The 20,598-nt window shown below is 48.3% G+C and carries 24 protein-coding genes and 1 riboswitch; of the genes, 3 read left to right on the forward strand and 21 right to left on the reverse strand.

The window, feature by feature from the left end:
* Positions 1-2: 2 nt before the first annotated feature.
* The 11 genes from mtnP to ACZ481_RS12115 all read right to left on the reverse strand — a co-directional run bounded on the left by mtnP (position 3) and on the right by ACZ481_RS12115 (position 10,012).
* Positions 3-794: an S-methyl-5'-thioadenosine phosphorylase gene (gene mtnP / locus ACZ481_RS12065; RefSeq protein ID WP_464770378.1), complete on the reverse strand. Its 792-nt coding sequence runs from the start codon at positions 792-794 to the stop codon at positions 3-5.
* Between the two features lie 15 nt (positions 795-809).
* Positions 810-1,457 carry a pyrophosphatase PpaX gene (gene ppaX, locus ACZ481_RS12070; protein WP_464770379.1) on the reverse strand — a complete coding sequence of 216 codons (648 nt, stop codon included), beginning with the start codon at positions 1,455-1,457 and terminating at the stop codon, positions 810-812.
* A gap of 265 nt (positions 1,458-1,722) precedes the next feature.
* Positions 1,723-2,139 (reverse strand): TIGR04086 family membrane protein, encoded by a 417-nt coding sequence (locus ACZ481_RS12075; protein ID WP_464770380.1) that lies wholly within the window; start codon positions 2,137-2,139, stop codon positions 1,723-1,725.
* Positions 2,140-2,215: 76 nt separating this feature from the next.
* Positions 2,216-2,974 (reverse strand): 5'/3'-nucleotidase SurE, encoded by a 759-nt coding sequence (surE, locus tag ACZ481_RS12080; RefSeq protein ID WP_464770381.1) that lies wholly within the window; start codon positions 2,972-2,974, stop codon positions 2,216-2,218.
* 20 nt (positions 2,975-2,994) lie between these two features.
* Positions 2,995-3,720 (reverse strand): 7-carboxy-7-deazaguanine synthase QueE, encoded by a 726-nt coding sequence (locus ACZ481_RS12085; RefSeq protein ID WP_464770382.1) that lies wholly within the window; start codon positions 3,718-3,720, stop codon positions 2,995-2,997.
* A 3-nt stretch (positions 3,721-3,723) separates the two neighbouring features.
* Complete coding sequence (queD, locus tag ACZ481_RS12090) at positions 3,724-4,101, reverse strand: 6-carboxytetrahydropterin synthase QueD (RefSeq protein ID WP_464770383.1); 378 nt, start codon at positions 4,099-4,101, stop codon at positions 3,724-3,726.
* Positions 4,102-4,286: 185 nt separating this feature from the next.
* Positions 4,287-5,570, reverse strand: a complete 1,284-nt coding sequence (locus ACZ481_RS12095) for a glycosyltransferase family 2 protein (RefSeq protein ID WP_464770384.1) — start codon at positions 5,568-5,570, stop codon at positions 4,287-4,289.
* A 273-nt stretch (positions 5,571-5,843) separates the two neighbouring features.
* On the reverse strand, positions 5,844-6,524 hold the full coding sequence (gene pssA / locus ACZ481_RS12100) for a CDP-diacylglycerol--serine O-phosphatidyltransferase (RefSeq protein WP_464770385.1): 681 nt from the start codon (positions 6,522-6,524) through the stop codon (positions 5,844-5,846).
* Positions 6,521-7,162 carry a phosphatidylserine decarboxylase family protein gene (locus tag ACZ481_RS12105; protein WP_464770386.1) on the reverse strand — a complete coding sequence of 214 codons (642 nt, stop codon included), beginning with the start codon at positions 7,160-7,162 and terminating at the stop codon, positions 6,521-6,523. The genes pssA and ACZ481_RS12105 overlap by 4 nt, the downstream gene beginning before the upstream one ends.
* 89 nt (positions 7,163-7,251) lie before the next feature.
* On the reverse strand, positions 7,252-7,980 hold the full coding sequence (locus ACZ481_RS12110; RefSeq protein ID WP_464770387.1) for a WecB/TagA/CpsF family glycosyltransferase: 729 nt from the start codon (positions 7,978-7,980) through the stop codon (positions 7,252-7,254).
* Positions 7,981-8,038: 58 nt separating this feature from the next.
* On the reverse strand, positions 8,039-10,012 hold the full coding sequence (locus tag ACZ481_RS12115; RefSeq protein ID WP_464770388.1) for a transglycosylase domain-containing protein: 1,974 nt from the start codon (positions 10,010-10,012) through the stop codon (positions 8,039-8,041).
* A 128-nt stretch (positions 10,013-10,140) separates the two neighbouring features.
* Here ACZ481_RS12115 and ACZ481_RS12120 point away from each other — a divergent pair, with 128 nt between their 5' ends.
* The gene (locus ACZ481_RS12120; RefSeq protein WP_464770389.1) at positions 10,141-11,019 is read left to right on the forward strand and encodes a polysaccharide deacetylase family protein; all 879 of its coding nucleotides are present in this window, start codon (positions 10,141-10,143) and stop codon (positions 11,017-11,019) included.
* Positions 11,020-11,070: 51 nt separating this feature from the next.
* Here the strand turns inward: ACZ481_RS12120 and guaB are convergent, their stop codons facing one another.
* The 4 genes from guaB to ACZ481_RS12140 form a co-directional block, all read right to left on the reverse strand.
* A complete protein-coding gene (guaB, locus tag ACZ481_RS12125; protein ID WP_464770390.1) occupies positions 11,071-12,525 on the reverse strand; it encodes an IMP dehydrogenase in 1,455 nt (484 codons plus the stop codon).
* Between the two features lie 150 nt (positions 12,526-12,675).
* A complete protein-coding gene (locus ACZ481_RS12130; RefSeq protein ID WP_464770391.1) occupies positions 12,676-13,311 on the reverse strand; it encodes a peptidoglycan-binding protein in 636 nt (211 codons plus the stop codon).
* Positions 13,312-13,314: 3 nt separating this feature from the next.
* Positions 13,315-13,450: riboswitch (cyclic di-AMP (ydaO/yuaA leader) on the reverse strand.
* A 160-nt stretch (positions 13,451-13,610) separates the two neighbouring features.
* Positions 13,611-14,108: a hypothetical protein gene (locus ACZ481_RS12135; RefSeq protein ID WP_464770392.1), complete on the reverse strand. Its 498-nt coding sequence runs from the start codon at positions 14,106-14,108 to the stop codon at positions 13,611-13,613.
* A 70-nt stretch (positions 14,109-14,178) separates the two neighbouring features.
* The gene (locus tag ACZ481_RS12140; RefSeq protein ID WP_464770393.1) at positions 14,179-14,364 is read right to left on the reverse strand and encodes a 2-hydroxymuconate tautomerase; all 186 of its coding nucleotides are present in this window, start codon (positions 14,362-14,364) and stop codon (positions 14,179-14,181) included.
* Positions 14,365-14,533: 169 nt separating this feature from the next.
* Between ACZ481_RS12140 and ACZ481_RS12145 the strand changes: the two genes are divergently transcribed.
* The gene (locus tag ACZ481_RS12145; RefSeq protein WP_464770394.1) at positions 14,534-15,097 is read left to right on the forward strand and encodes a hypothetical protein; all 564 of its coding nucleotides are present in this window, start codon (positions 14,534-14,536) and stop codon (positions 15,095-15,097) included.
* A 42-nt stretch (positions 15,098-15,139) separates the two neighbouring features.
* On the opposite strand, the gene ACZ481_RS12150 is transcribed toward ACZ481_RS12145, so the two are convergent.
* The 4 genes from ACZ481_RS12150 to ACZ481_RS12165 all read right to left on the reverse strand — a co-directional run bounded on the left by ACZ481_RS12150 (position 15,140) and on the right by ACZ481_RS12165 (position 18,569).
* Positions 15,140-15,814 carry a TVP38/TMEM64 family protein gene (locus ACZ481_RS12150; protein ID WP_464770395.1) on the reverse strand — a complete coding sequence of 225 codons (675 nt, stop codon included), beginning with the start codon at positions 15,812-15,814 and terminating at the stop codon, positions 15,140-15,142.
* Between the two features lie 52 nt (positions 15,815-15,866).
* Positions 15,867-16,070, reverse strand: coding sequence for a hypothetical protein (locus ACZ481_RS12155; protein ID WP_464770396.1), 204 nt, complete (start codon positions 16,068-16,070; stop codon positions 15,867-15,869).
* Positions 16,071-16,291: 221 nt separating this feature from the next.
* Positions 16,292-18,394, reverse strand: coding sequence for an ATP-dependent DNA helicase RecG (gene recG, locus ACZ481_RS12160; protein ID WP_464770397.1), 2,103 nt, complete (start codon positions 18,392-18,394; stop codon positions 16,292-16,294).
* Positions 18,363-18,569, reverse strand: coding sequence for a DUF1858 domain-containing protein (locus ACZ481_RS12165; protein ID WP_464770398.1), 207 nt, complete (start codon positions 18,567-18,569; stop codon positions 18,363-18,365). The genes recG and ACZ481_RS12165 overlap by 32 nt, the downstream gene beginning before the upstream one ends.
* A 194-nt stretch (positions 18,570-18,763) precedes the next feature.
* Here ACZ481_RS12165 and rpmB point away from each other — a divergent pair, with 194 nt between their 5' ends.
* Positions 18,764-18,955, forward strand: coding sequence for a 50S ribosomal protein L28 (gene rpmB, locus ACZ481_RS12170; RefSeq protein ID WP_464770399.1), 192 nt, complete (start codon positions 18,764-18,766; stop codon positions 18,953-18,955).
* A 185-nt stretch (positions 18,956-19,140) separates the two neighbouring features.
* Here the strand turns inward: rpmB and hslO are convergent, their stop codons facing one another.
* Together hslO and yfcE are read right to left on the reverse strand one after the other, a co-directional pair.
* A complete protein-coding gene (gene hslO, locus ACZ481_RS12175) occupies positions 19,141-20,016 on the reverse strand; it encodes an Hsp33 family molecular chaperone HslO (RefSeq protein WP_464770400.1) in 876 nt (291 codons plus the stop codon).
* Positions 20,017-20,030: 14 nt separating this feature from the next.
* The gene (gene yfcE / locus ACZ481_RS12180) at positions 20,031-20,588 is read right to left on the reverse strand and encodes a phosphodiesterase (RefSeq protein WP_464770401.1); all 558 of its coding nucleotides are present in this window, start codon (positions 20,586-20,588) and stop codon (positions 20,031-20,033) included.
* Positions 20,589-20,598 lie beyond the last annotated feature (10 nt).

Raw genomic sequence — 20,598 nt, forward strand, 5'->3', positions numbered from 1 at the left:
CCCTATAATTTAAAACCGCCATATTCGGCTAAAGCATGCTTGCAGCGGCAGTCGCTAGCGGCCTGCAGACGGGAGATCGCCGCAATAATAAGCTGTTTGATATTTTCGGCATTCCCCTGCATGGTTTCCAGCACTTCGTTATGGGTCAGCGGCTGGGTGGATATACCGGCGGCAAAATTTGTGACCATGGATACCGTGGCGTAACAAATCTCAGCCTCGCGGGCTAAAACGACTTCAGGGACATTTGTCATGCCGACCACATCGCCACCCAGCTTGGCAAACATCTTGATCTCGGCCGGGGTTTCAAACCGTGGACCTTCCGTGCATACATAGGTCCCCTGCTGATGCAGGGTAATAGCCAGGTTGGCAGCGGCAGCGGTTAATACACTGCGCACTGTCGGACAATAAGGAGTTGTTACGTCAACATGGACGACCCCGCGTTCACCGCCTTCGTAAAAGGTTGTGGCCCTGTTTTTAACAAAATCGAGAAACTGGTCAATGAGCACAAAATCCCCCGGTTTCATAGCCGGGTTCAGCGAACCCACCGCTGTTGTTGCGATAATATTTTGTACGCCCAGCTTTTTTATTGCCCAGATATTAGCCCGGTAATTAATCAAATGCGGCGGGATAGAATGACTGCTGCCATGGCGCGGAATAAAGGCAATCTCTTTGCCTGCATATTCACCGCTCTTGAAACGCACCACGCCATAAGGGGTGGCAATCTCCTGCTCGCGGATATTATCTAAGATACGTGGATCGTATACGCCTGTGCCGCCAATGATGGCAATTTCCATAATGTATCACCCTGCCTATTTATTATTTATGCCGCAAATAGCAAGCAAATCTTCCATGGTGTTAAGCACATAGTCAGGCCGTTCTGCCAACAGGTCCTGCCAATCAAGCCGGGTCCAGCGGACTGCCGCTGTTTTGACCCCGGCGGCGCGGCCGCTGGCCAAATCAAAAGGACTGTCGCCGACCATCAGGCACGCGGCCGGGTCCAGCTTGCTGTGTTCCAGGGCCAGTTGTACAGGTTCAGGATCAGGTTTATGCCGGCGGCACTCCTCGTGGCCGATGACAATAGAGAAATACTTGTCCATGTCAAACAGGCGCAGTCCTCTTATCGCCGTGGCTTTCGTTTTGGAAGTCACAATCGCCAGCAGCAGGCCTGCATTGTATAGTTTGTGAATGGCTTCCGCAACACCGGCAAAGCCGGTCGTCAGCTGGTCATGGTGAGCCAGATTGAAATCTCTGTAGGTGGAAACTAAAGCCTCTACCCTGTCTGGTCCATAATGCTCCATGGCAGCTCTGAGCGGTTTACCGAAGAAAGCATAGATCTCCGGGGGCGTAAGCGGCTGCCCGTAATGCTGTTTAAAGGTGTGTTGAAAAGAGCGGACAATCAAGTCGGACGTGTCAATCAGTGTACCATCCAAATCAAATAAAATTCCTTTAAAATTCAAAGCTGCCTCCTGCAAACATTAATATAACCAAAACAGGAGCCTGAATGTAAGGCTCCTGTTTGTGCTCAGGTTATTGGCAGATAAATGAGCTACCTGCCAGCATATAGATAGTGAGCCAGAATTCATATTGCTGTTGGATTTATTGCAACTGCTGCCAAGGGAACAAAAGGCAACCACCTAATTGTCAGGCCGGCTTCCCTTTGCTGTCCCTATAGTATAGAAATTCAAGGTTATTGCCCGAATCCCTGCATTTGATTGCTAAAAATTACAAATTTACGCCAATAAATCCACCCAGCGCACCGGCCAGGCTGCCGGCAGCAAATTTATTGCCCAGCATCAGCCAGGATATTTGCTCCTGCCCTAATTCTAACCCGATACCCACCGAGAACAATACATAGATTATGCCGACGGCCCCACCGATAATCAAGCCCTTGGCCAATACCTGCCGGGCGGCATAGATGCTGCCGACAAAGATGCTGGTGGTTGTCACCGCGACCATGATATATTCAATATAGGTGTCAATAAATCTATTTTCCGATATCAGGCTGACTAAAGAAAGGAGTATGGCACAAACAAGCGATACAGCTATGCTAACGGCAACTCCTTTAAAAATAGCCAGAGGTATATTGGTAATACGCGGAGTTTGGGGGTAGTTTCTTGTCCGTCTGGAAACTTTGGCCATCGTACTCCCTCCTGAACAGTCTTTTACTGTAAATTTATGCAAATTACAGCCAAATATGCCGGACTAAATAATAAGTTTATAACTCCCAGGTCTCCATTGCCTTTATTATACCATAGTTAGTCAGATCAAAATGGACTGGCGTAAGGGATACTTGCCCGTTTTTAACCGCGACAATATCAGTATCCGGGTCATTTTCACTTTCCGATACCCTGCCGCTCATCCAATAGTAGGTGCGGCCCCGGGGGTCCTGCCGGCGTTCAAACGTGTTCTCATAGCTGCGGACACCAAGCTTGGTGATGGCGATGCCTTTGAACTGCTCTTCCGGCAGTGCCGGTACATTGACGTTAAGCAGGGTATTAGGCGGTAAACAGTTAGTAGCCATTTTGGCCACGATCCTCCTGGCTATTTTCGCTGCCGGCAGGAAATCAAACGGCTGCCAGCTGTCCAGCGACATGGCCAGAGCCGGCAGTCCATGCAAAGCCCCCTCAATAGCGGCGCTGACTGTGCCTGAATAAAGCACATCAGTACCTAGGTTTGACCCCTGATTGATGCCGGACACAATGATATCCGGCCTGTCGTCTGTGAGCAGCGCCTCTAAGGCAATCTTGACACAGTCGGTTGGTGTGCCGCCAACCCGCCAGGCGCATATAGCCGGGGTATCAAGGCAGTGGTTATCCACCCAGATCGGATGATGTACAGTAATTGCCTGGCTTGACGCGCTTTTCTCACTATCAGGGGCGACTACAGTAATTCTGGCAATCTGGGATAATTCCAGCCACAGCGCCTTTATTCCCGGAGCATTGATGCCGTCGTCGTTGGTTAACAGTATATGCAAGCCCCAGTCCCTCCCATCGATTATAATTGGCCCATAAACTTATGAGTTTGCGGAATAACCCTGACATTTTCAAGCTGTTTAAGCGCCTCCGCCTGGTAAGCCAGCATGCTGGCCGGTGTTACGGCTGTAGAGGCGTTACAAGGGCTGACTGGCTGCAGGATGAGCGGAATACCGGCGTGAACTGCGGCAACCAGGTCAATTGCTTGTTTAAATTCGTGCGCGCCGGTTTGGCCGGTGATAACCAGTTTGACAAACACTTCTTTGGCTGTTGCCAGACGTAAAAACTGATAATGCTGCTGCCAGTATGGCTTGCCGGTAACGCTGGGGAGTTTTAGATCCATACTGATAATCTGTATATACGGCAGAACCTGGGCCAGTTTTTCCACCAAAGTGCCGTTGGTTTCAAGATATATCGGGCATGTAAGCCTGGGGGCCAGCTGGCTAATGCTTTCTGCTTGCCCCAGGGGCTCGCCGCCAGTGAAACTGATGGAATGGTGTTTAACGGTCAACAGGGAATTAATCCGCCGGGCAAGTTCCGCAACCGGCACCGGATTCGTCACTTTGTCAAAAACCCTTTGGCCCGGAACCGTCTCAACCAGGGCCTGATCACATAGCTGGCGGGATGCAGGGGTATCGCAATAATCACAGGCTAAATTGCAGCCGGCAAAGCGGACAAACACCTGGCGTGTGCCGACATATAAACCTTCTCCCTGAATCGAAGAAAATATTTCAACAATATTGGCCATAGCTTACCCCTGCGGACTGTATTTCACAGCAGAACGCGGTGATTCCCATATTTGGACACTGCGGACCTTAATATTCTGCTGAAAGGCAGGGGTAGCGGCCAGCGTATCATAAATATATTTGGCAATATGTTCTGCTGTCGGGGGGACTGATTTAAATTCCGGCAGGTCGTTGAGGTAATAGTGATCAAGATTATCAATCACTTTGCCAACCGCGGCTTTAAGCTCCTTAAAATCCATAACCATGCCGAGCTGGTTAAGCTCATGACCGTAGACTGTCACCTCCACTTTCCAGTTATGACCGTGCAACCGGCAGCATTTACCGGGGTAGTCAGGCAACTGATGGGCGGCTTCAAATTCCGCAATAATGGTTAAGTCATACATGGGAAAATACCTCCTCCAATAATAGGTTTAATCAGCTGTAGCAGAAATATACTCCAATCATTAAGTGTCAGGGCCATCTTAACTATATGTAAGAAAAGACTTGGCTTGTGCCAAGTGGTTCTTATGTCCCACAGAATGTATTTAAAATTCTGGTAGACCAAAAAAAGATGAGTGTGAACTCACCTTTATTTGATGGCCTGCTTACTTAAGAGGTTTTCCTTGGCAAACTCGTCCGAATTATTTAGCAGCATATCGCGATAGCTTATACTGCGGGTATGTGCAGTGTGGCTCCAGTTCCGGTCATTCCGGTGCAGAAATCCCAGGAAAGTAATTGGTATCCAGCTGTAGACAAACAGCGGATAAAGAAGCAAATAGATCCAGGTCTTCCAGTTTGCCCGGATTTTTGCGAGTATTAGAATTGGAAAAACATATTGGCCAATAAAGATAATCCGCCATACCTCAATGGGCAAAACCATATACAGTATATTCGTATAGAAAGGAACAATATGATAAACATAGCTTAAAATGACGAAGGTTGTGGACAAGATCAAAAAGTGTGGCTGGACCAGATGCAGGACACCATCCAGAATTCGTATGTCCCGCCGCCTTATCCCCTCTGCCAGCAGCTTGGGAATATATCTCCCGGCAACGTCAAAATGTCCCTGAGCCCAGCGTTTGCGCTGTTTACAGGATTGCATGAACGTAAGCGGCTTTTCATCATACACGATAGCGTCATGGGCCCAGGTGGTACGAATGCCAATTAACAGTGTTTTCATGGTAAATTCCATATCTTCTGTTAGACAGGTAGCTCCCCAGCCAAACTTTTTCAGGATATCGGTTGAAATACACATCCCCGTACCGCCGAGAACACTTGATAGGCCAAGATTATACTTGGCCAGATGCCAGATGTGGTTGACAACCCAGAATGAAATGGCAAAAGTTGCGGCTATCCAGGTATCGTTAGGGTTTTTTGCATTCAGGTAACCCTGAATGACTTTTTCTCCCTTGCACAGACGGTTGTTCATTTCACTTAAAAAATTAGGATCAACGAGATTATCAGCATCAAAGACCACTACAGCATCATATTGTTTTTTAAGCGCGAACAGCTTCTCGAACATCCATTCCATGGCATAGCCTTTGCCCCGCTGTTCCAGGTTGAACCGCTCATACACCAGCGCCCCGGCGTTTTGGGCGATCTGGGCGGTGCTGTCTTTGCAATTGTCAGCTACAACATAAATGTCATAAAGTTCTTGCGGATAATTTAGCACATGCAGGTTTTCCACCAGCTGCCCGATTACTTGTTCCTCATTATGGGCCGCAACTATAATCGCAAATGTATTCTTTGGCGTGGTTATTTTATCCTCGTGTCTTTTACAGATGCCAAAAAAGGCGATGATAAAATAATACAAGGTGAAAAATACAATGATAAGCTGCATGGGAATCATTATGTAATCAAAAATGTAATTCATGGACGATTCTCCCTTGTAAAATCCCATCAGGTAATATGTTCCCAATAGGATCTAGTGAGCGGTTTTTTCAAACCTGCTTTGATCTTGTTAGAAAGGTTCACTTTCTGCTCTGTGTCTAAGGAAGAAAAATCTTTACCCTAAAGGGCACAGGCGTTCTGCCGCCATCCGAAGGACTTGGCACAAATCTAATTATTAAGTTTTTCTATTAAATAATATGCATAGGTTGCGGTTACATGTTTATTTTTCCTGCTTCATAACGCCCTGGCAAATAAATTAAGTTGATTGCGGACGGTCAAACAGACCAAATAGAGTATTCAAAATGCCGAATAAGGAATAAACAAAAAACGGCACAAACAATACTGCATTAAGGGTTAAGGTCAAAATATATATACCGACAGCCGCTGCGATTACCGCCGGAATTAACCGCACAGGCTCGCCGCCTTTGCCTTTAAAATCAGGATATTTGATTGTACTCACCATCAGATAGGCAAAAATAGCTACCATTAAAGGAAATGTCCAGCCTGCAGGCTTCATACCCACCATGACAAAGGTTGCCACAACACAGCCGGCAGTAGGAATCGGCAGACCCATAAAATAACCCTTGACGCTGCCTGTATTCACATTAAATCTGGCTAAGCGCAACGCCCCGCAGGTGGCAAAAGCAGCGGCAACAAGGTACCCGGCTGCACCGAAATCCTTGAGCATAAAGGCATAGGCTAAAATAGCGGGAGCTACGCCAAAGGACACCAGGTCACACAAGGAATCGAGCTCTTTGCCAAAATCACTGCTTACACCAAAGTAGCGGGCCACCCGGCCGTCAAGGCCGTCGGCAACCAGCGCCGCTATAATAAATAACGCTGCCGCGGTAAATTCCCCCTGAAAGGTAAAGATAATGGCCAACATGCCTAACACGATGTTGACTGCTGTTAATATATTAGGAATAGCATTTCTCACTGTTCCTTTAACCTCCCTATCACAGTAATTCCGCCTTTAACTCTGTCCCCCTTTTTTACAAGGATGTCAACTGTTGTTGGTACAATAAGTTCGGTACACGACCCGAATTTAATCAATCCGTAACGTTCACCCCGCTGCAGGACCGTGCCCAGGGTAACCCAGGACACAATACGTCGAGCCAGAATACCGGCGATTTGCGTAACTAAAACACGCATCTGGCCATTTTCTAAACCAATAGCGTGACGTTCATTTTCACAGGCGGCGGCCTCTTTGTAGGCTGGCTTAAATCTACCGCAAGTATATTGTTGAAATTTAATCTCACCATTGATGGGACTGCGATTGACATGCACATCAAATACAGATAAAAAAATTGTCACTTTAATACTCTGTTCATTAAGAAACAGATCGTCGTACACCTCACTGACGCCCATTACTTTACCATCTGCAGGCGATACGATCAAATTATTGTCTAGTGGAACATCACGTTTGGGATTGCGGAAAAAGAAGGTAACAAAGGCCGTTAATATTCCCGGAATAATCGCCCAATACCAGCCAAGGGCCAGGGCCGCAACAATAGTGATTAGGCCAAGTACTGCAATATAAATATATCCTTCTTTAACAACAGGAGTTTTTACCATCTATCCACCTCCCTGAGAAAACCTCCTATTAAGTACTAAACCAAAAAGCAAGTTCAGTATATCAGTATAATATACTTGGTTTACTTTGTCTAACATTTTTTGTCGAATATAACTTTAAGGGCAAAACGGGGTAAAGCCATCATTCTGATAATACGCTGCGGCTGATGCAGCAAGCGGAACAGCCATTCCAGGCCGGTGCGCTGCATCCAGCCCGGGGCGCGTTTAACAGTACCGGCCATTACATCAAAAGTTCCGCCTACTCCCATACAAACAGGCACGTTCAGGGCGGATAAATATTTCGCCAGCCATTTTTCCTGCTTGGGAACCCCTAAAGCTGCTAATAAAATATCAGGTTTTGCCGTTTTAATAGCATCAATAATTTCCAGCTCGTCGTGGGGCGTAAAAAAGCCATCTCTCGTACCGGCGATGCAAAGGCCGGGATATCGCTCGGCCGCAACCTTTTTCGCCTTTTCAATAATTTCCGGACGGCTGCCAAACAAAAAGACGCGATACCCCTGCCTGGCTGCCTGGGCCAGCAGGTTTTGCGAGAGGTCATAACCTGCGACTCGTTCTGGCATAGTATATCCTTGATGCCTGGCTGCCCATACAACACCGGCGCCGTCAGGCACTACCAGATCGCAATGATTGAGGATTGTTGCCAATTCCTGATCTTCTTGCGCCAATATAACCATTTCCGCGTTAGCCGTAGCGATCAAATGGGGTTTTTGGCTGGCAATAAACTGTTCAAGCCTGGCTACCGCCTCCGCCATGGTTACCCTGTCAATCGCAATGTTTAAGACAGTTGCTTTAGTACTCACTGAGAAATATTAACTCCTTAAACTTTGTTTTACTATCCTAGCACATTGTACCACAACTTTAAAATGACGGCAATCGCGACCATGGCCATTTCCAAAACGGCTGTTTGCGCTCCTGCTGATCGGGGCGTTGTTCTTGCGTTCCCGGCGCCTGCCAGGATTTAGACCGGGTCTCAGGCAAGGGCTGGGTTCCCTGGATAAAAGCACTGTATTCGGTTTCTTTGCAACCGCTTTCTGCCAGTTTGCCTGTATTGGCACAAATCGGAATACCGGCAACAACATTAGGGGGAATCGGAAAATCAGTGGACGGCGTATTGGCAACGATTTTAGAAACCATTTTGCCCCATAAGGCGGAAACCTCGGTACCTGAAATGCCTACTGGCTTACGGTTGTCATTACCCACATAAATCCCTACTAATATATCCGGCGTATAGCCGATAAACCAGGCTGTTTCGTAATTATCGGTGGTGCCTGTTTTGCCGGCGGCGGGCCGCCCCAGATTAGCCGGTGTTGCCGTACCATCCTGCAGAACGCCCTGGAGCATATCTGTTAAAATATAGGCTGTTTCCGGCGTAAGCACTGATTGCTGGCTGATCCGGCCTTCTTCCAGCACCTGGTTATTTTCATCAAGCACTTTCAGGATCGACACCGGTCTGGATAGTACCCCGCCATTGGCAAAGGCACTATACGCAGTCGTCAATTCCCACAAATTAGTACCCTGGGTCAGGCCGCCCAACGCGGAGGCCAGATTGTTGTCTTCATCCGTTAAGGTTGTAATTCCCAGGGATTTGGCGAGCGATAACGCCTGGTCGATTCCCACCTGCTGGCCAAGTTTGACAGCAGCCACATTGACCGACCAGCGCAGCGCTTTTTTCATGGTGACAGGTCCGCGATACTTTTTATCGTAGTTAATCGGTGCATAGCCGTTAATATTTATGGGTTCATCGACAATAATGGCATTGGCGGCAAGACCCTGATTAAGGGCGGTTGCATATAAAAAGGGCTTAAAGGCGGAGCCGGGCTGGCGAACTTCAACAAATACGCGATTGATCTGACTTTCTTCGTAGCTGCGCCCCCCCACCATGGCTTTGACGTAACCGTTCCTGGGATCAAGAGCCAGTACGGCTCCCTGCAGTTCGCCCAAGGCTGCTTCGGCCGCCTGCTGCTGCTTGATGTCTAGCGTGGTATATACTTTAAGGCCGCCTTTATATACTCTGTTGGCACCGTAACGCCCAACAAGCTCGTTAGCCACATAGTCAAGAAAATAGGAGGCTTGCACCACCCGCTTTTTTTTCCCCGCCAGGGCAATTGGCTCGGTTTTAGCCTGTTCGGCTTCCTGCGCGGTAATATAGCCTTCTTTAACCATACCGGCCAGCACAATCGCCCGCCGCTCGGCGGCGGCCTTCATATCGATATACGGTGAATAGATATTGGGGCCGCGGGGCAAGCCGGCCAGCAAGGCACTTTCCGCTAAAGACAGCTCCTTCGCATGTTTGCCAAAATACATTTGCGCCGCCGCCTCCACGCCATAGGCCCCTTCGCCGAAATATACCTGGTTCAAATAAGCCTGCAGGATTTCCTGCTTAGAGAATTTTCGTTCAATAATTAAGGCCAGCAATGCCTCTTTTATTTTGCGGAATAATGTCCGTTCCTGGGTAAGAAACATATTTTTTGCCAGCTGCTGGGTTATCGTGCTTCCCCCTTCAACGACACCGCCTTGACGAATATTTACCACTATGGCCCGCAAAATTCCGATTGGATCAATACCAAAATGATTGTAAAACCGGGTGTCTTCGTTGGCTATGATCGCCTGCTGGACATAGGGGGACATATTGTTAATTGTTACCACAATCCGGTTTTCCTCGAACAATTTCGAAATGAGCTGACCGTTTATATCAAACACCTGAGTTGCGGCAACCAAATTTAGGTTATTTAGAGTATCTGTTCCCGGCAAGCCTAAAAATGCGGAACAAATATTGGCCGACATGGAAAATAAAACGACAAAAACGGTAATTATAATAATTTTTTTGGTCATAGGCATACACTCCTCTGTGCATAGTATCCCCAAGCTGCCTAAGTTTTACATGCAGGAATAGTGAATCTGACAGAGAATATACGAGATTTAGACAGTGTTTGTCAAATTACGCAACACAGGAGCGACTAATGAAGCATAAATCACGCCTGTTTCCGTCACTATGCAGCGTAAGCGTTGCGTGTCTCTTCCTGTTGATTGCCTCGCCTCTCTACCCGGCAACATCATCGCCAGATTCTGTTATGGCATTTACCCTGCCGGACATGGCCGCCGACGCCTGCTATATGAATGAAAACCCTGAATTTATACCGGTTTCAGGTAACCCAGTTTATGATGTATTCACTGTGGCCGCGCGGCAGGCAAAAGGTTTGGGGCTGGAGGCCCCGCAAATTGCGCCCTATTATGCGGAAAAGGTGGTATATCTTACCTTTGATGACGGTCCGGCACCTGAAAATACACCGGTAGTGCTCGATATTTTACAACGTCATGGCATAAAGGCCACTTTTTTTGTGGTGGGCACGCAGGTTGAGAAGCATCCGGATATAGTGCGGCGCATGTATCAGGAAGGTCATGCTATTGGCAATCACACCTATAATCATGTGTACCGTGAGCTGTATCAGTCGGCTAATACCTATGTTGCACAATTGCACTACACGGATGATATTATTCAGAGCGTCATCGGGGTTCGACCGCGCATTTCCCGTGCGCCCGGCGGCCCGGCCGGCAGTTTTACCAAAGAGTACTGGGATAATTTAAGCAAACAGGGCTATGTTGAAGTGGGCTGGAATATTAGCTCTGGTGATGATTCACGCGCCAAAGCCGGACGCATAGTGGCTAATATTGTTGCCCAAATGAAAAATAAAAATTTATGGAGTCATGCTATTGTACTGATGCATGATGGCCGTGGCCATGGCGAGACGGTAAAAGCCCTGCCGGAAATCATTACATTTTATCAAGAACGCCAATTTGAATTCCGGGTTGTCAGCTTCGACACCCCTCCACCCTGGTAACAATATGTGTAAAAAATGCTTTGGACACCTGGTCCAAAGCATTTTTGCAGTTTAAACACTGTAATTAGGCGATTCTTTGGTTATGCTGATATCATGGGGATGGCTCTCTTTTAACCCGGCACCGGTAATCCGGATAAACTGGGTTTTGGTAATAAGTTCGTCAATATTACGGACCCCGCAGTAACCCATACCAGCCCGCAGGCCCCCTATCAACTGAAATACGGTATCAGATACGGAACCTTTATACGGTACCCGGCCTTCAATTCCTTCCGGCACGAGCTTGTCCATGTTTTCCTGGAAATAGCGGTCTTTGCTGCCTTCCGCCATTGCCCCCAGCGAACCCATACCCCGGTAGACCTTGTAGCTGCGCCCCTGATAGATGATAGTTTCACCCGGGCTTTCCTCGGTGCCGGCCAGCAGGTTGCCAACCATTACGATTTGGGCGCCGGCGGCAATTGCTTTGGCCACATCGCCTGAATACTTGATGCCGCCGTCGGCAATAACCGGCACATTATATTCCTTGGCGGCTCTGGCACAGTTATAAATGGCGGTTATTTGCGGTACGCCGATACCGGCAATAACCCGGGTAGTGCAGATCGAGCCAGGCCCAATCCCTACTTTTACTGCATCGGCACCGGCTTCAATCAGGTCGCGGGTAGCCTCGGCTGTGGCAACATTGCCGGCAATAAGGTCAATCGTGGGAAAGGTGTCTTTAATCTTTCGCACTGAATCAAGAACCCCCCGGGAATGACCATGGGCAGTATCCACGACAATTACATCAACTTTAGCGCCGACAATAGCCTCCACCCGCTCCATCATGTCTGATCCGACCCCGACTGCGGCAGCTACCAGCAGCCGGCCTTTGCCGTCTTTGGCTGAGTTTGGATATTTTTGAGCTTTTTCAATATCTTTAATGGTAATGAGGCCTTTCAAGTTGCCTTCAGAATCAAGCAGCGGCAGCTTTTCAATCCGGTGTTCGCGCAAGATGGCTTTGGCTTCTTCCAGCGAAGTGCCGACATGGGCGGTGATAAGATGCTCTCTGGTCATACAGTCGGATATTTTACGGCTAAGATCAGTTTCAAAACGCAAGTCCCGGTTGGTCAGTATTCCCACCAGTTTATTATTGGTGGTAACAGGAACCCCTGAGATCCGGTATTTTTCCATAAGGTCGTGGGCATCCTGGAGTGTATTGTTAGGCGACAGGAATATGGGGTCAACAATAATACCATGCTCAGACCGTTTGACTTTATCAATTTCGTTGGCCTGGCGGGCGATCGGCATATTTTTATGGATTACCCCGATGCCGCCTTCGCGGGCCATGGCAATCGCCATCCGGGCTTCGGTAACGGTATCCATTCCTGAACTGATAATGGGAATGTTGAGCTTGATATTTTTAGTCAAATATGTAGATACTTCCACTTCCCTGGGCAGTACTTCCGATTTTGCCGGAACAAGCAACACATCATCAAAAGTTAACCCTTCAGGACCGAATTTGTTGTCGAACATTGACTAAACTCCTTTCACTAGTAAGGTACTAAAACACATCTAATAGGTATTTCTCACTATAATAACATAAATAAAGTTACCAAATCTACCATTTTTCATGTCTTGAATAAAAAAAATAAAACAATGCCTGGTATGCACCAGGCATTGCTGTTAACCAAGAACATATACTTTAACTTGTTGGACGCCAAAATCATAAGCCTTAGCTACAGAGACCATGGCGATGTCGATGCGGTTGCCTTTAATTGCCCCACCGGTGTCTTCGGCTATGCCATACATGCCGCTGCCGTCAGCAAACTGGATATATACCCTTGAGCCAAGGGGAATTACCCGGGGGTCAACCGCAATGACACCTGGGCGTATCTGTGTGCCCATATAGGTCAGATTGCCCCATTGGCCATTGTCGTGCGGACCGGGAGCATAAGCCGTAGCTTTGATGTCGAGCACGGCTTTGTAACGTTCGGGCGCACTGCCGCGTGATACCTCTGTTCCCCGATTGCCCACCAGAATTTGCAAGGTGGCCTGCCCGGCAATACCGTCGGCATTAATATTTTTCGCCTGCTGGAGTTCTGTAACCGCTTGCTCGGTGCTGTCACCATATATGCCATCAACTGCAAGGTTATAGCCTAAATCATTGAGCCGGCCCTGAAGCTCCCGGACATCCTGGCCTTCCATACCTGGCTTGAGGGTCTGGTCGCCCAGGGCAGCGGAAACTGGTGACAGCCAGAGAGTGGCAGCCAGAACAGCCAGCGCGCCGGTGCTGTACACAATTTTTTGGATGTTTTTCATTTAGATACCCCTTTCTAAAGCCTACGAGGTTAGCTGACGGGTTCGGGACAAAGGGAAATCCCTACCGCATAGCGCGGATTCACCCCCAAAATGGGTCCCCCATTTTCCTCTTAATAAGGAAATTCGGCTTGTCGATAGTGTACATGATTTTTGGGGGTAAAGCAAGTTGACATAAGTTTGTTTATTAGTAAATAACGACTCTTATCTTTGTTTTTTGGGCATATGCCCGGTAATGCATGGTTTTAAAGAAAGGCCTGTAAAAAATAAAGAGGCTGCAGTTTTGCAGCCCCTGTTCCCGGTTATAATTCTTTACCCAGCATAAACGGGGCAAAGCCGAGTTGCCCCCAATAATAGTTCACTGAGGATTGAATAATACCGGCCAAGCGTCCCCGCAATATTTTTTTGGTTTCGGCTAAGGAATGAAAAAACAGTCTGGCCGCCGGATGGGCGTTATTGGCGGCCGCCTGCTGGTAATACTGGGCCGAGCGGTCTATTAGAGTGTATATAGACCAGAGGGCTGTCAGGGCCGGCAGGTTTACCGGATCGGTCCCAGGCTTGGCCTGGGCTGTGAACTGCTGCCAGTCCGAGTCACTGCCCAGGAGTTCGGCTGCTTCGACAACCGGGTACCTGGCAATATCAATATCTACAGTACTGGCAACAGTGAGTAAAGCATAGAACTTTTCCTGGAACGTATTAACCAGCGTCATTGCCGGCAATGATCCGGTATGGGCTGCCAGTATTGCAAGCTGATTATTTAGCGCAGTTTCCAGTTCAAGGGCGAATTGAAGCGGCACCATATCAGCTGAGTCACCACCTTTTAAATATTATTAGGAAATTAGGCCATTTCCTCACGAAATGGCCTAATGCTTATCTATCTGCTGCTAATACGCCAGCTTTGGCAATATGTTGGGTTGGAGCCTCGCGTAAGACAATGGTTACCGCTTCCGGCGGGCATTTGGCTGTTTCCACAATCGCTTCAGTTACCTTTTTAACTAATTCCCGTTTTTGCTCCAGGGACCGGCCTTCTAACATGTCGATTTGTACAATGGGCATAGTTATCCCTCCTGGTTATTTATAGTTTTTATTTTCGCCATACATACATATAATCCCTGCTGAATGAATAGAGATTATATGACTTCGGAACTCTCTATCACTAATTCATACTATGTAGCATACGATACAATAGAGTTCCACGATCATGAAAAAAAAAAGGAGGATTTTTATGGCTACCTTAAAAGATATTGAAAGAGTTTACGGGTGCGAAATTAATGCTATTGATACGCCGCCCTTCACGACGACCCTGCCTGCTAACGGCACCGTAAGCCTATGCTCGATTACTGTACCTACACGCCGGGACGCCTATCTGGTACGAGCCGTCATCAACTGGAGCGTAACCTTTACACCAATAATACCGACTGTGAGCGTTGTCTTAAGCACCCCCGGCTTTGCCCAGGCTCAATTTGAAATTTTGAAAGATGGCGGCCCGATTGCCCGTGTAACACAATCTCTTGGCCAGCTAGGGTTTACGATTGGTGCCCTTTTCAGTACCCAAACCGCCAGTTTTGGTGTGGCCGCGCTACAGGTCCTGGATACAACATCACTCTGCGGGAATACCAATGAAATTTCAACTTTCGAGGTGCGCGCCACCAACATCGCTTTGTCTGTGCCGTCAGGCATCAGTGGTACCTCAATTATCCCCTTAGGCAGTATTGTATCAGCAGTTGGCCATGTGTCGCTGGTGGTTGAGCAAGTTGATACCTGCAGGCAAGAGGAGATTAATTCTTAAAAGCTACCTGTAACGGGCACACCGGCGTTGTGCCCGTTTATATTATTTGCACTGGCGTTTCTTTCGCGCCTTGCGCCACCACAGGCCACCGTAGAGTGCAGCCACCAAAGTGATAATAAGCATAAGCCGTATACTATTTTCACCGGCAAACACCAGATCATGACCCAGTAAGACCTTGATGATTACCGGCGGCAGTTTGCCGATCCCTGTGGCTAGTAGGAAGTCCTTGCAGGAAATCCTGCTGATTGCGGCCACGGCGGTAATAATTCCTGACGGGGCTAAGGGCAGCAGCCTGGCAAGCAATAGCGCCTTGAAGCCATTGGCGGCACTATAGTCGTCTATCTGCTTTAAATAGCAGCTTTTCTTAATCGAGCGTTCGACTAACGAGCGAAAGCAGTAACGGGCAAAGACAAACATGGCTATGGCCCCGAGAACTTCGCCCGCCCAGGAAATCATGATACCCCAAAACAACCCGAAAACAATACCGGCTGCCCCGGAAAGAATCATAAACGGAAAAACAATGGTAAAGGTCATGACAACAAATAAAATAAGCGTAACAAGGACAGCGCCGGCACCAAAGGAGCGAAGGTATTCAGCCAAAGCGGCAATATCACCCTTTTCGATAATACCGTACGCCTGCTGAAAAAATTCCGGCTGCCACAGGTACATTAGGATAATAAGTGTCAGGACCGCCAGCCAACCCAGGGCTTTTTTCATTTCATATCCTTCCTGTTCTTTAAAAACAGCGCTACACAGCGCTGTTTCGGGGTTAATCGTATTGAGACAGTTCTTTTCTGAATATGTTGCAAGAGCCCTCCAGCCAGTGAATACAGTCAGCACAACGTCGGGCATAAGTGGACGGCGATACATTAAGCAGCGAATAACCATACCCCATTGCCGTGATAACATGCTCAAATTCCTGACATTCTCCGGCAATATTTCTTAGTTGCTGTTCAGTATAATCTTTTACCATGCCGCACCTCTCCTTATCCGATTTTTTTTAGTGTGCGCGCGGTGGTGATAAAAAATTAAAAAATATTTTCAAAACCTGTTATTTTTATGTATAAACCTGCCTGAGAATGTCAATATTAGTAATGTAAATTTTCTCCTCTCCCATAATTGGCGGCCTTCGGGCCGCCCCTTTTTTTGGTTCTGCCACAATTTGCAAATACTTCTGCAGATCAGCCGTAAGCCTTATCTGCAGAATACCATAGTAAAGTTTTCGCCAAACCAGCTTAACAATGTCTGCCAAACCCGGTTAAGGTATTCAGGCGTACAAACGGTCTGCTGAGCCGCACGGCGCGCTTCCAGCAAAATATCGGTATCTCTGATAATATCAGCAATTTTTAAATCAGGGATGCCATGCTGGACTGTGCCGAAAAACTGGCCCGGCCCTCGCAAAATCAAATCCTTTTCAGCCAGGATAAACCCATCATTAATCTCGGTCATGACCTTAAGCCGCTCCACTGTCTCCTGGCTGGTGCTGTCAGATAATAGAATACAGTAGGATTTATGCTCTCCCCTGCCTACCCGGCCGCGTAACTGGTGAAGCTGGGCCAGGCCAAACCGGTCGGCACCCTCAATAATCATGACCGTGGCATTAGGTACATTAACACCAACCTCGATGACTGTCGTTGCAATCAAGGCTTTAATCTCACCGGCGGCAAAAGCCGACATGATGCCGTCTTTTTCCTGTGGCTTCATTTTACCATGCAGCAACCCGCAGGTATAGCCTCTAAAAAATGTGGTCGATAATTCATCATAGATTTTTATCGCCGACTGCGCTTCCACCTTGTCTGATTCCTCAATAAGCGGGCAGACAACATAGACCTGACGGCCAGCCTTAATCTGATCCAGGGCAAAGGCATAGACTTTGTCCCGGCGGCTGCTGGCCCGTGAATAAGTGGCAATTGGCTGACGCCCCGGCGGCAGCTCGCGGATAACAGACACATCAAGATCACCATAAACCGTAAGGGCCATGGTCCGGGGAATGGGTGTGGCCGTCATCACTAATACATCAGGCTGTCCCCCTTTGGCTTCCAGCCGTGCCCGCTGCTGAACGCCAAAGCGGTGCTGTTCGTCGGTTACAACAAGGCCCAGATGCTTGAACTCAACATCAGTCTGAATTAGTGCATGCGTGCCGACAACAATGTCAATGCCGCCTTCTTTAATTTGGCCCAGCACCTGTTCGCGGGCCTTACGGGTAAGTTTCCCGGTGAGAACGGCCAGTTTGATGCCATGAGGTGCAAGTAATCTGGCCAGGGAATGATAATGCTGTTCAGCTAAAATCTCAGTGGGAGCCATCAGGGCTCCCTGGTAGCCATTTTCCACGGTCTTAGCCAGTGCCACTGTGGCAATCACTGTTTTGCCGGAGCCAACATCTCCCTGGAGCAAACGCTGCATAGAGGTGATATCTTCCATGTCGGCTTTAATCTCCCCCAGGGCTTGCTGTTGATCACCGGTTAATGTGAAGGGCAGCTTATTCTCTATTGCCGTTACCAGTTTTCCATCAGGAGCATGTTTGATGCCCGGGCTTTTGTGTTTGTTTTGTTGTTTTAAGTATGTCAGGCCGCACTGTAATAAATATAACTCTTCAAATACCAGCCGCCGCCGGGCTGCGGCCAGCATTTCCCTGGTGGGGGGAAAGTGGATGGCAGTCAGGGCCTGTTGGCGATTGATCAGGTTGTAGTCGGAAAGTATTGCCTGAGGCAGGGTTTCTGCCTCAGACACCGGTAAGGTATGAAATATTTCCACTGCCTGGCGGGTAAGTGCACGCAGCTGCCATTGCGGAATACTCTCGATCGCCGGATATACAGGTATAATCTGCCCGGAGTCGGCATTAAAGTCGGCGGCTAACTCGATGTCAGGCTTGTTTATTTCTACAGTGTGCAGGCGCCGCTGGACTTTGCCGGAAATAATAAGCTCCATCCCTGTCTTATACCTGTTTTTAATATACGACTGATTGAACCAGGTAAGCTGAGCCACACCGGATGGATCCCTGACGGTGATTTTTACGATCCTCAGGCCGCGGTGTGATTTAAGCTCACTGATATTAATGATGACTGCCCGGAACGTTTCATACAATCCGTCAGTTAATTCCGCAATCAGCTTATGGTTGCTCCGGTCTTCATAGCGGCGCGGATAGTGCTCCAGGAGCTGTCCTACCGTAAAAATCCCTAATTTCGCCAGTTTGGCGGCATTAGCCGGTCCCACGCCTTTTAAAAACTGTATTTTTGCCGTCCATAATTTCTGAATAATAATCACCTTACACTTTATCTGTTCCTGCCAGTAAATCATTTAGTTCAGCCAGTAGTGCCTCGACGTCAATCTCATGCATAATGGCACCGGTTTCAATCGTTTCTGTGGTTGAGCCCATACAGCCGGTACAGCCCATGCCATATTTGGCAAAAATCTCGTACGCTTTGGCATGTAAACGGAGCGCTTCAATCAGCGGAGTGCTTCTAGTAAACATAGGTAGCCCCCCTTCGCTTATTTATTTCTATTTTCCATATTATACGCGCAATTCCTGCCGGCGCCCACCCGGTACCGGCGATTTTGTGAAAATATCCTGTAAAAATTCAATTTAGCCTTGCACTTCATAAGTAATTTATGCTAAAATAGTCATGTTGAGTACATGAGGATTTGTCCTACAGGAGGTGGAAATAGATGGCAAATATTTGTGAAATCTGTGGTAAAGGTGAGCGTTCCGGCTTCAATGTCAGCCATTCTAACCTTAAAACCAAGCGCACCTGGAAACCTAATATACAAAGAATCAAAGCATTAGTTAAAGGTGAAACTAAACGCCTGAATGTATGCACACGTTGTCTGCGTTCCGGTAAAATCCAACGGGCGGTCTAAACCTGCCGTACACAGTTAATAAAGGACTTGGCAAAAGCCAGGTCTTTTCTTATTTGCAAAATAGTGTAAAACCAGCGGCCCGTTTGGGAACGCTGGTTTAATTTTTTTAGTCTGCCAGAATTTATCAATAAATTCTCTGGACATAAGAACGACTATACCCTCAAGGGCACAAGCCAAGTCTGTTCTTATTTATTATTTTGCTGCAGCAGCTGTAAAATAGCAGCCAGCTCGGTGGCGTTAAACTGATATTTCTCATTGCAAAAATGACAGCATACCTCGGCCTGGCCTTCGGCAGTCATTGCTTCCAGTTCCTCGGCCCCAAGGCTTATCAGCATATTCTGCACTCTTGCGCGTGAACACTGACAATGAAACCGCAGAGCCAGCGAGTCATAAAAAGTGGCCGGCAAACCGGCAAAAACCGTTTCCAGGATCCCTTTGGCATCCTGGCCGCTGTGTACCATATGTGAAACGGAGGGGATGTGGCGCAGATTGGTTTCCAGTTTTATGAGTGCGTCTTCTTTAGCATCAGGCAGAGCCTGGATAAAGAAACCGCCGGCTGCCAGGGTTGTTGTGTCAGGGGCTATTAAGACCCCCAGGGCAACGCTGGACGGGGTTTGCTCAGACACGGTGAGATACTGGGTGATATCTTCCGCAATTTCACCTGACACGAGGGCGGTGCTGCCGGTAAACGGCTGTTTAAGGCCAACAAACCGGGTGATATGAATATGACCGCTGCCCACTGCCCGGCCGACAGCCAGCTTACCGTTGTGTAGCGGCAGGTCCACAACGGGGTTGCGGACATAGCCGCGAACCGACCCGTCAGGAGCAGCATCTGCCACTATTTCGCCAAGCGGGCCATCACCGGCAATTCTAATCGTCAGGCTTTCGGCTGTCTTTAAATTGGCGGCCAGCAGCAGCGCACCCGTCATTGTCCGGCCCAGGGCTGCTGTGGCCACCGGGAAACAATCATGACGCCGCCGCGCTTCTTCCACCAGGCTGGTGGTAACTGCGGCAAAAGCGCGGATTCCCGGTGCTGTGGCCCGGATTAAATGGTCATGCATAGGTACCTCCGGCACTAGGCCAGCTCCTTGGCAATAAGCGGCTGGCCTGTTGTTATATCTAGTATTTCAATCTTACTGCCCTTTATCCAGGCAATGGTGCTGTAACCGTCAGGATGTTTTGTCATTCCCGGTGAGCCGGGGTTCAGGTAAAAGACACCGTTATGGTGTTCCAGACTGGCGATATGCGTATGGCCGGTAATGAAAATATCGGCTTTCAAGCGCGCCGCCAGCTCCTGCCGGGCAGCTTCGGTCAGATTATGCCCATGGGTTACAGTGATTCTCAAGCCATTCAGCATAAGATAGGCGTACGGTGACTGAATGGGGAGTTTGAGCACCATGCCGTCAACCTCGGCGTCACAGTTCCCGCAGGCAGTAATAATAGGTACGGGGCAGCTGTTAAGAACTTCAGCCAGTTGTTGGGGATTATACTCAGCCGGAATCGGATTGCGCGGTCCATGGTAAAGTACATCACCGGCATGGATAATCAAATCGGCATCCTGGAAATAGCGGCTGAATACACGCTGCCAGGTTTCCAGGCAGCCATGGGTATCACTGATTATGCCAATTTTCATGGTCAACCTC

It is taken from the genome of Sporomusa intestinalis, from assembly GCF_055383785.1.

Coding starts and splice junctions, on each gene's coding strand:
- mtnP (WP_464770378.1), bottom strand. CDS start 794: ATGGAAATTGCCATCATTGGCGGCACAGGCGTATACGATCCACGTATC.
- ACZ481_RS12075 (WP_464770380.1), bottom strand. CDS start 2,139: ATGGCCAAAGTTTCCAGACGGACAAGAAACTACCCCCAAACTCCGCGT.
- ACZ481_RS12085 (WP_464770382.1), bottom strand. CDS start 3,720: ATGGCCAATATTGTTGAAATATTTTCTTCGATTCAGGGAGAAGGTTTA.
- queD (WP_464770383.1), bottom strand. CDS start 4,101: ATGTATGACTTAACCATTATTGCGGAATTTGAAGCCGCCCATCAGTTG.
- ACZ481_RS12095 (WP_464770384.1), bottom strand. CDS start 5,570: ATGAATTACATTTTTGATTACATAATGATTCCCATGCAGCTTATCATT.
- ACZ481_RS12105 (WP_464770386.1), bottom strand. CDS start 7,162: ATGGTAAAAACTCCTGTTGTTAAAGAAGGATATATTTATATTGCAGTA.
- ACZ481_RS12115 (WP_464770388.1), bottom strand. CDS start 10,012: ATGACCAAAAAAATTATTATAATTACCGTTTTTGTCGTTTTATTTTCC.
- ACZ481_RS12120 (WP_464770389.1), top strand. CDS start 10,141: ATGAAGCATAAATCACGCCTGTTTCCGTCACTATGCAGCGTAAGCGTT.
- guaB (WP_464770390.1), bottom strand. CDS start 12,525: ATGTTCGACAACAAATTCGGTCCTGAAGGGTTAACTTTTGATGATGTG.
- ACZ481_RS12130 (WP_464770391.1), bottom strand. CDS start 13,311: ATGAAAAACATCCAAAAAATTGTGTACAGCACCGGCGCGCTGGCTGTT.
- ACZ481_RS12135 (WP_464770392.1), bottom strand. CDS start 14,108: ATGGTGCCGCTTCAATTCGCCCTTGAACTGGAAACTGCGCTAAATAAT.
- ACZ481_RS12140 (WP_464770393.1), bottom strand. CDS start 14,364: ATGCCCATTGTACAAATCGACATGTTAGAAGGCCGGTCCCTGGAGCAA.
- ACZ481_RS12145 (WP_464770394.1), top strand. CDS start 14,534: ATGGCTACCTTAAAAGATATTGAAAGAGTTTACGGGTGCGAAATTAAT.
- ACZ481_RS12150 (WP_464770395.1), bottom strand. CDS start 15,814: ATGAAAAAAGCCCTGGGTTGGCTGGCGGTCCTGACACTTATTATCCTA.
- ACZ481_RS12155 (WP_464770396.1), bottom strand. CDS start 16,070: ATGGTAAAAGATTATACTGAACAGCAACTAAGAAATATTGCCGGAGAA.
- recG (WP_464770397.1), bottom strand. CDS start 18,394: ATGATTTACTGGCAGGAACAGATAAAGTGTAAGGTGATTATTATTCAG.
- ACZ481_RS12165 (WP_464770398.1), bottom strand. CDS start 18,569: ATGTTTACTAGAAGCACTCCGCTGATTGAAGCGCTCCGTTTACATGCC.
- rpmB (WP_464770399.1), top strand. CDS start 18,764: ATGGCAAATATTTGTGAAATCTGTGGTAAAGGTGAGCGTTCCGGCTTC.
- hslO (WP_464770400.1), bottom strand. CDS start 20,016: ATGCATGACCATTTAATCCGGGCCACAGCACCGGGAATCCGCGCTTTT.
- yfcE (WP_464770401.1), bottom strand. CDS start 20,588: ATGAAAATTGGCATAATCAGTGATACCCATGGCTGCCTGGAAACCTGG.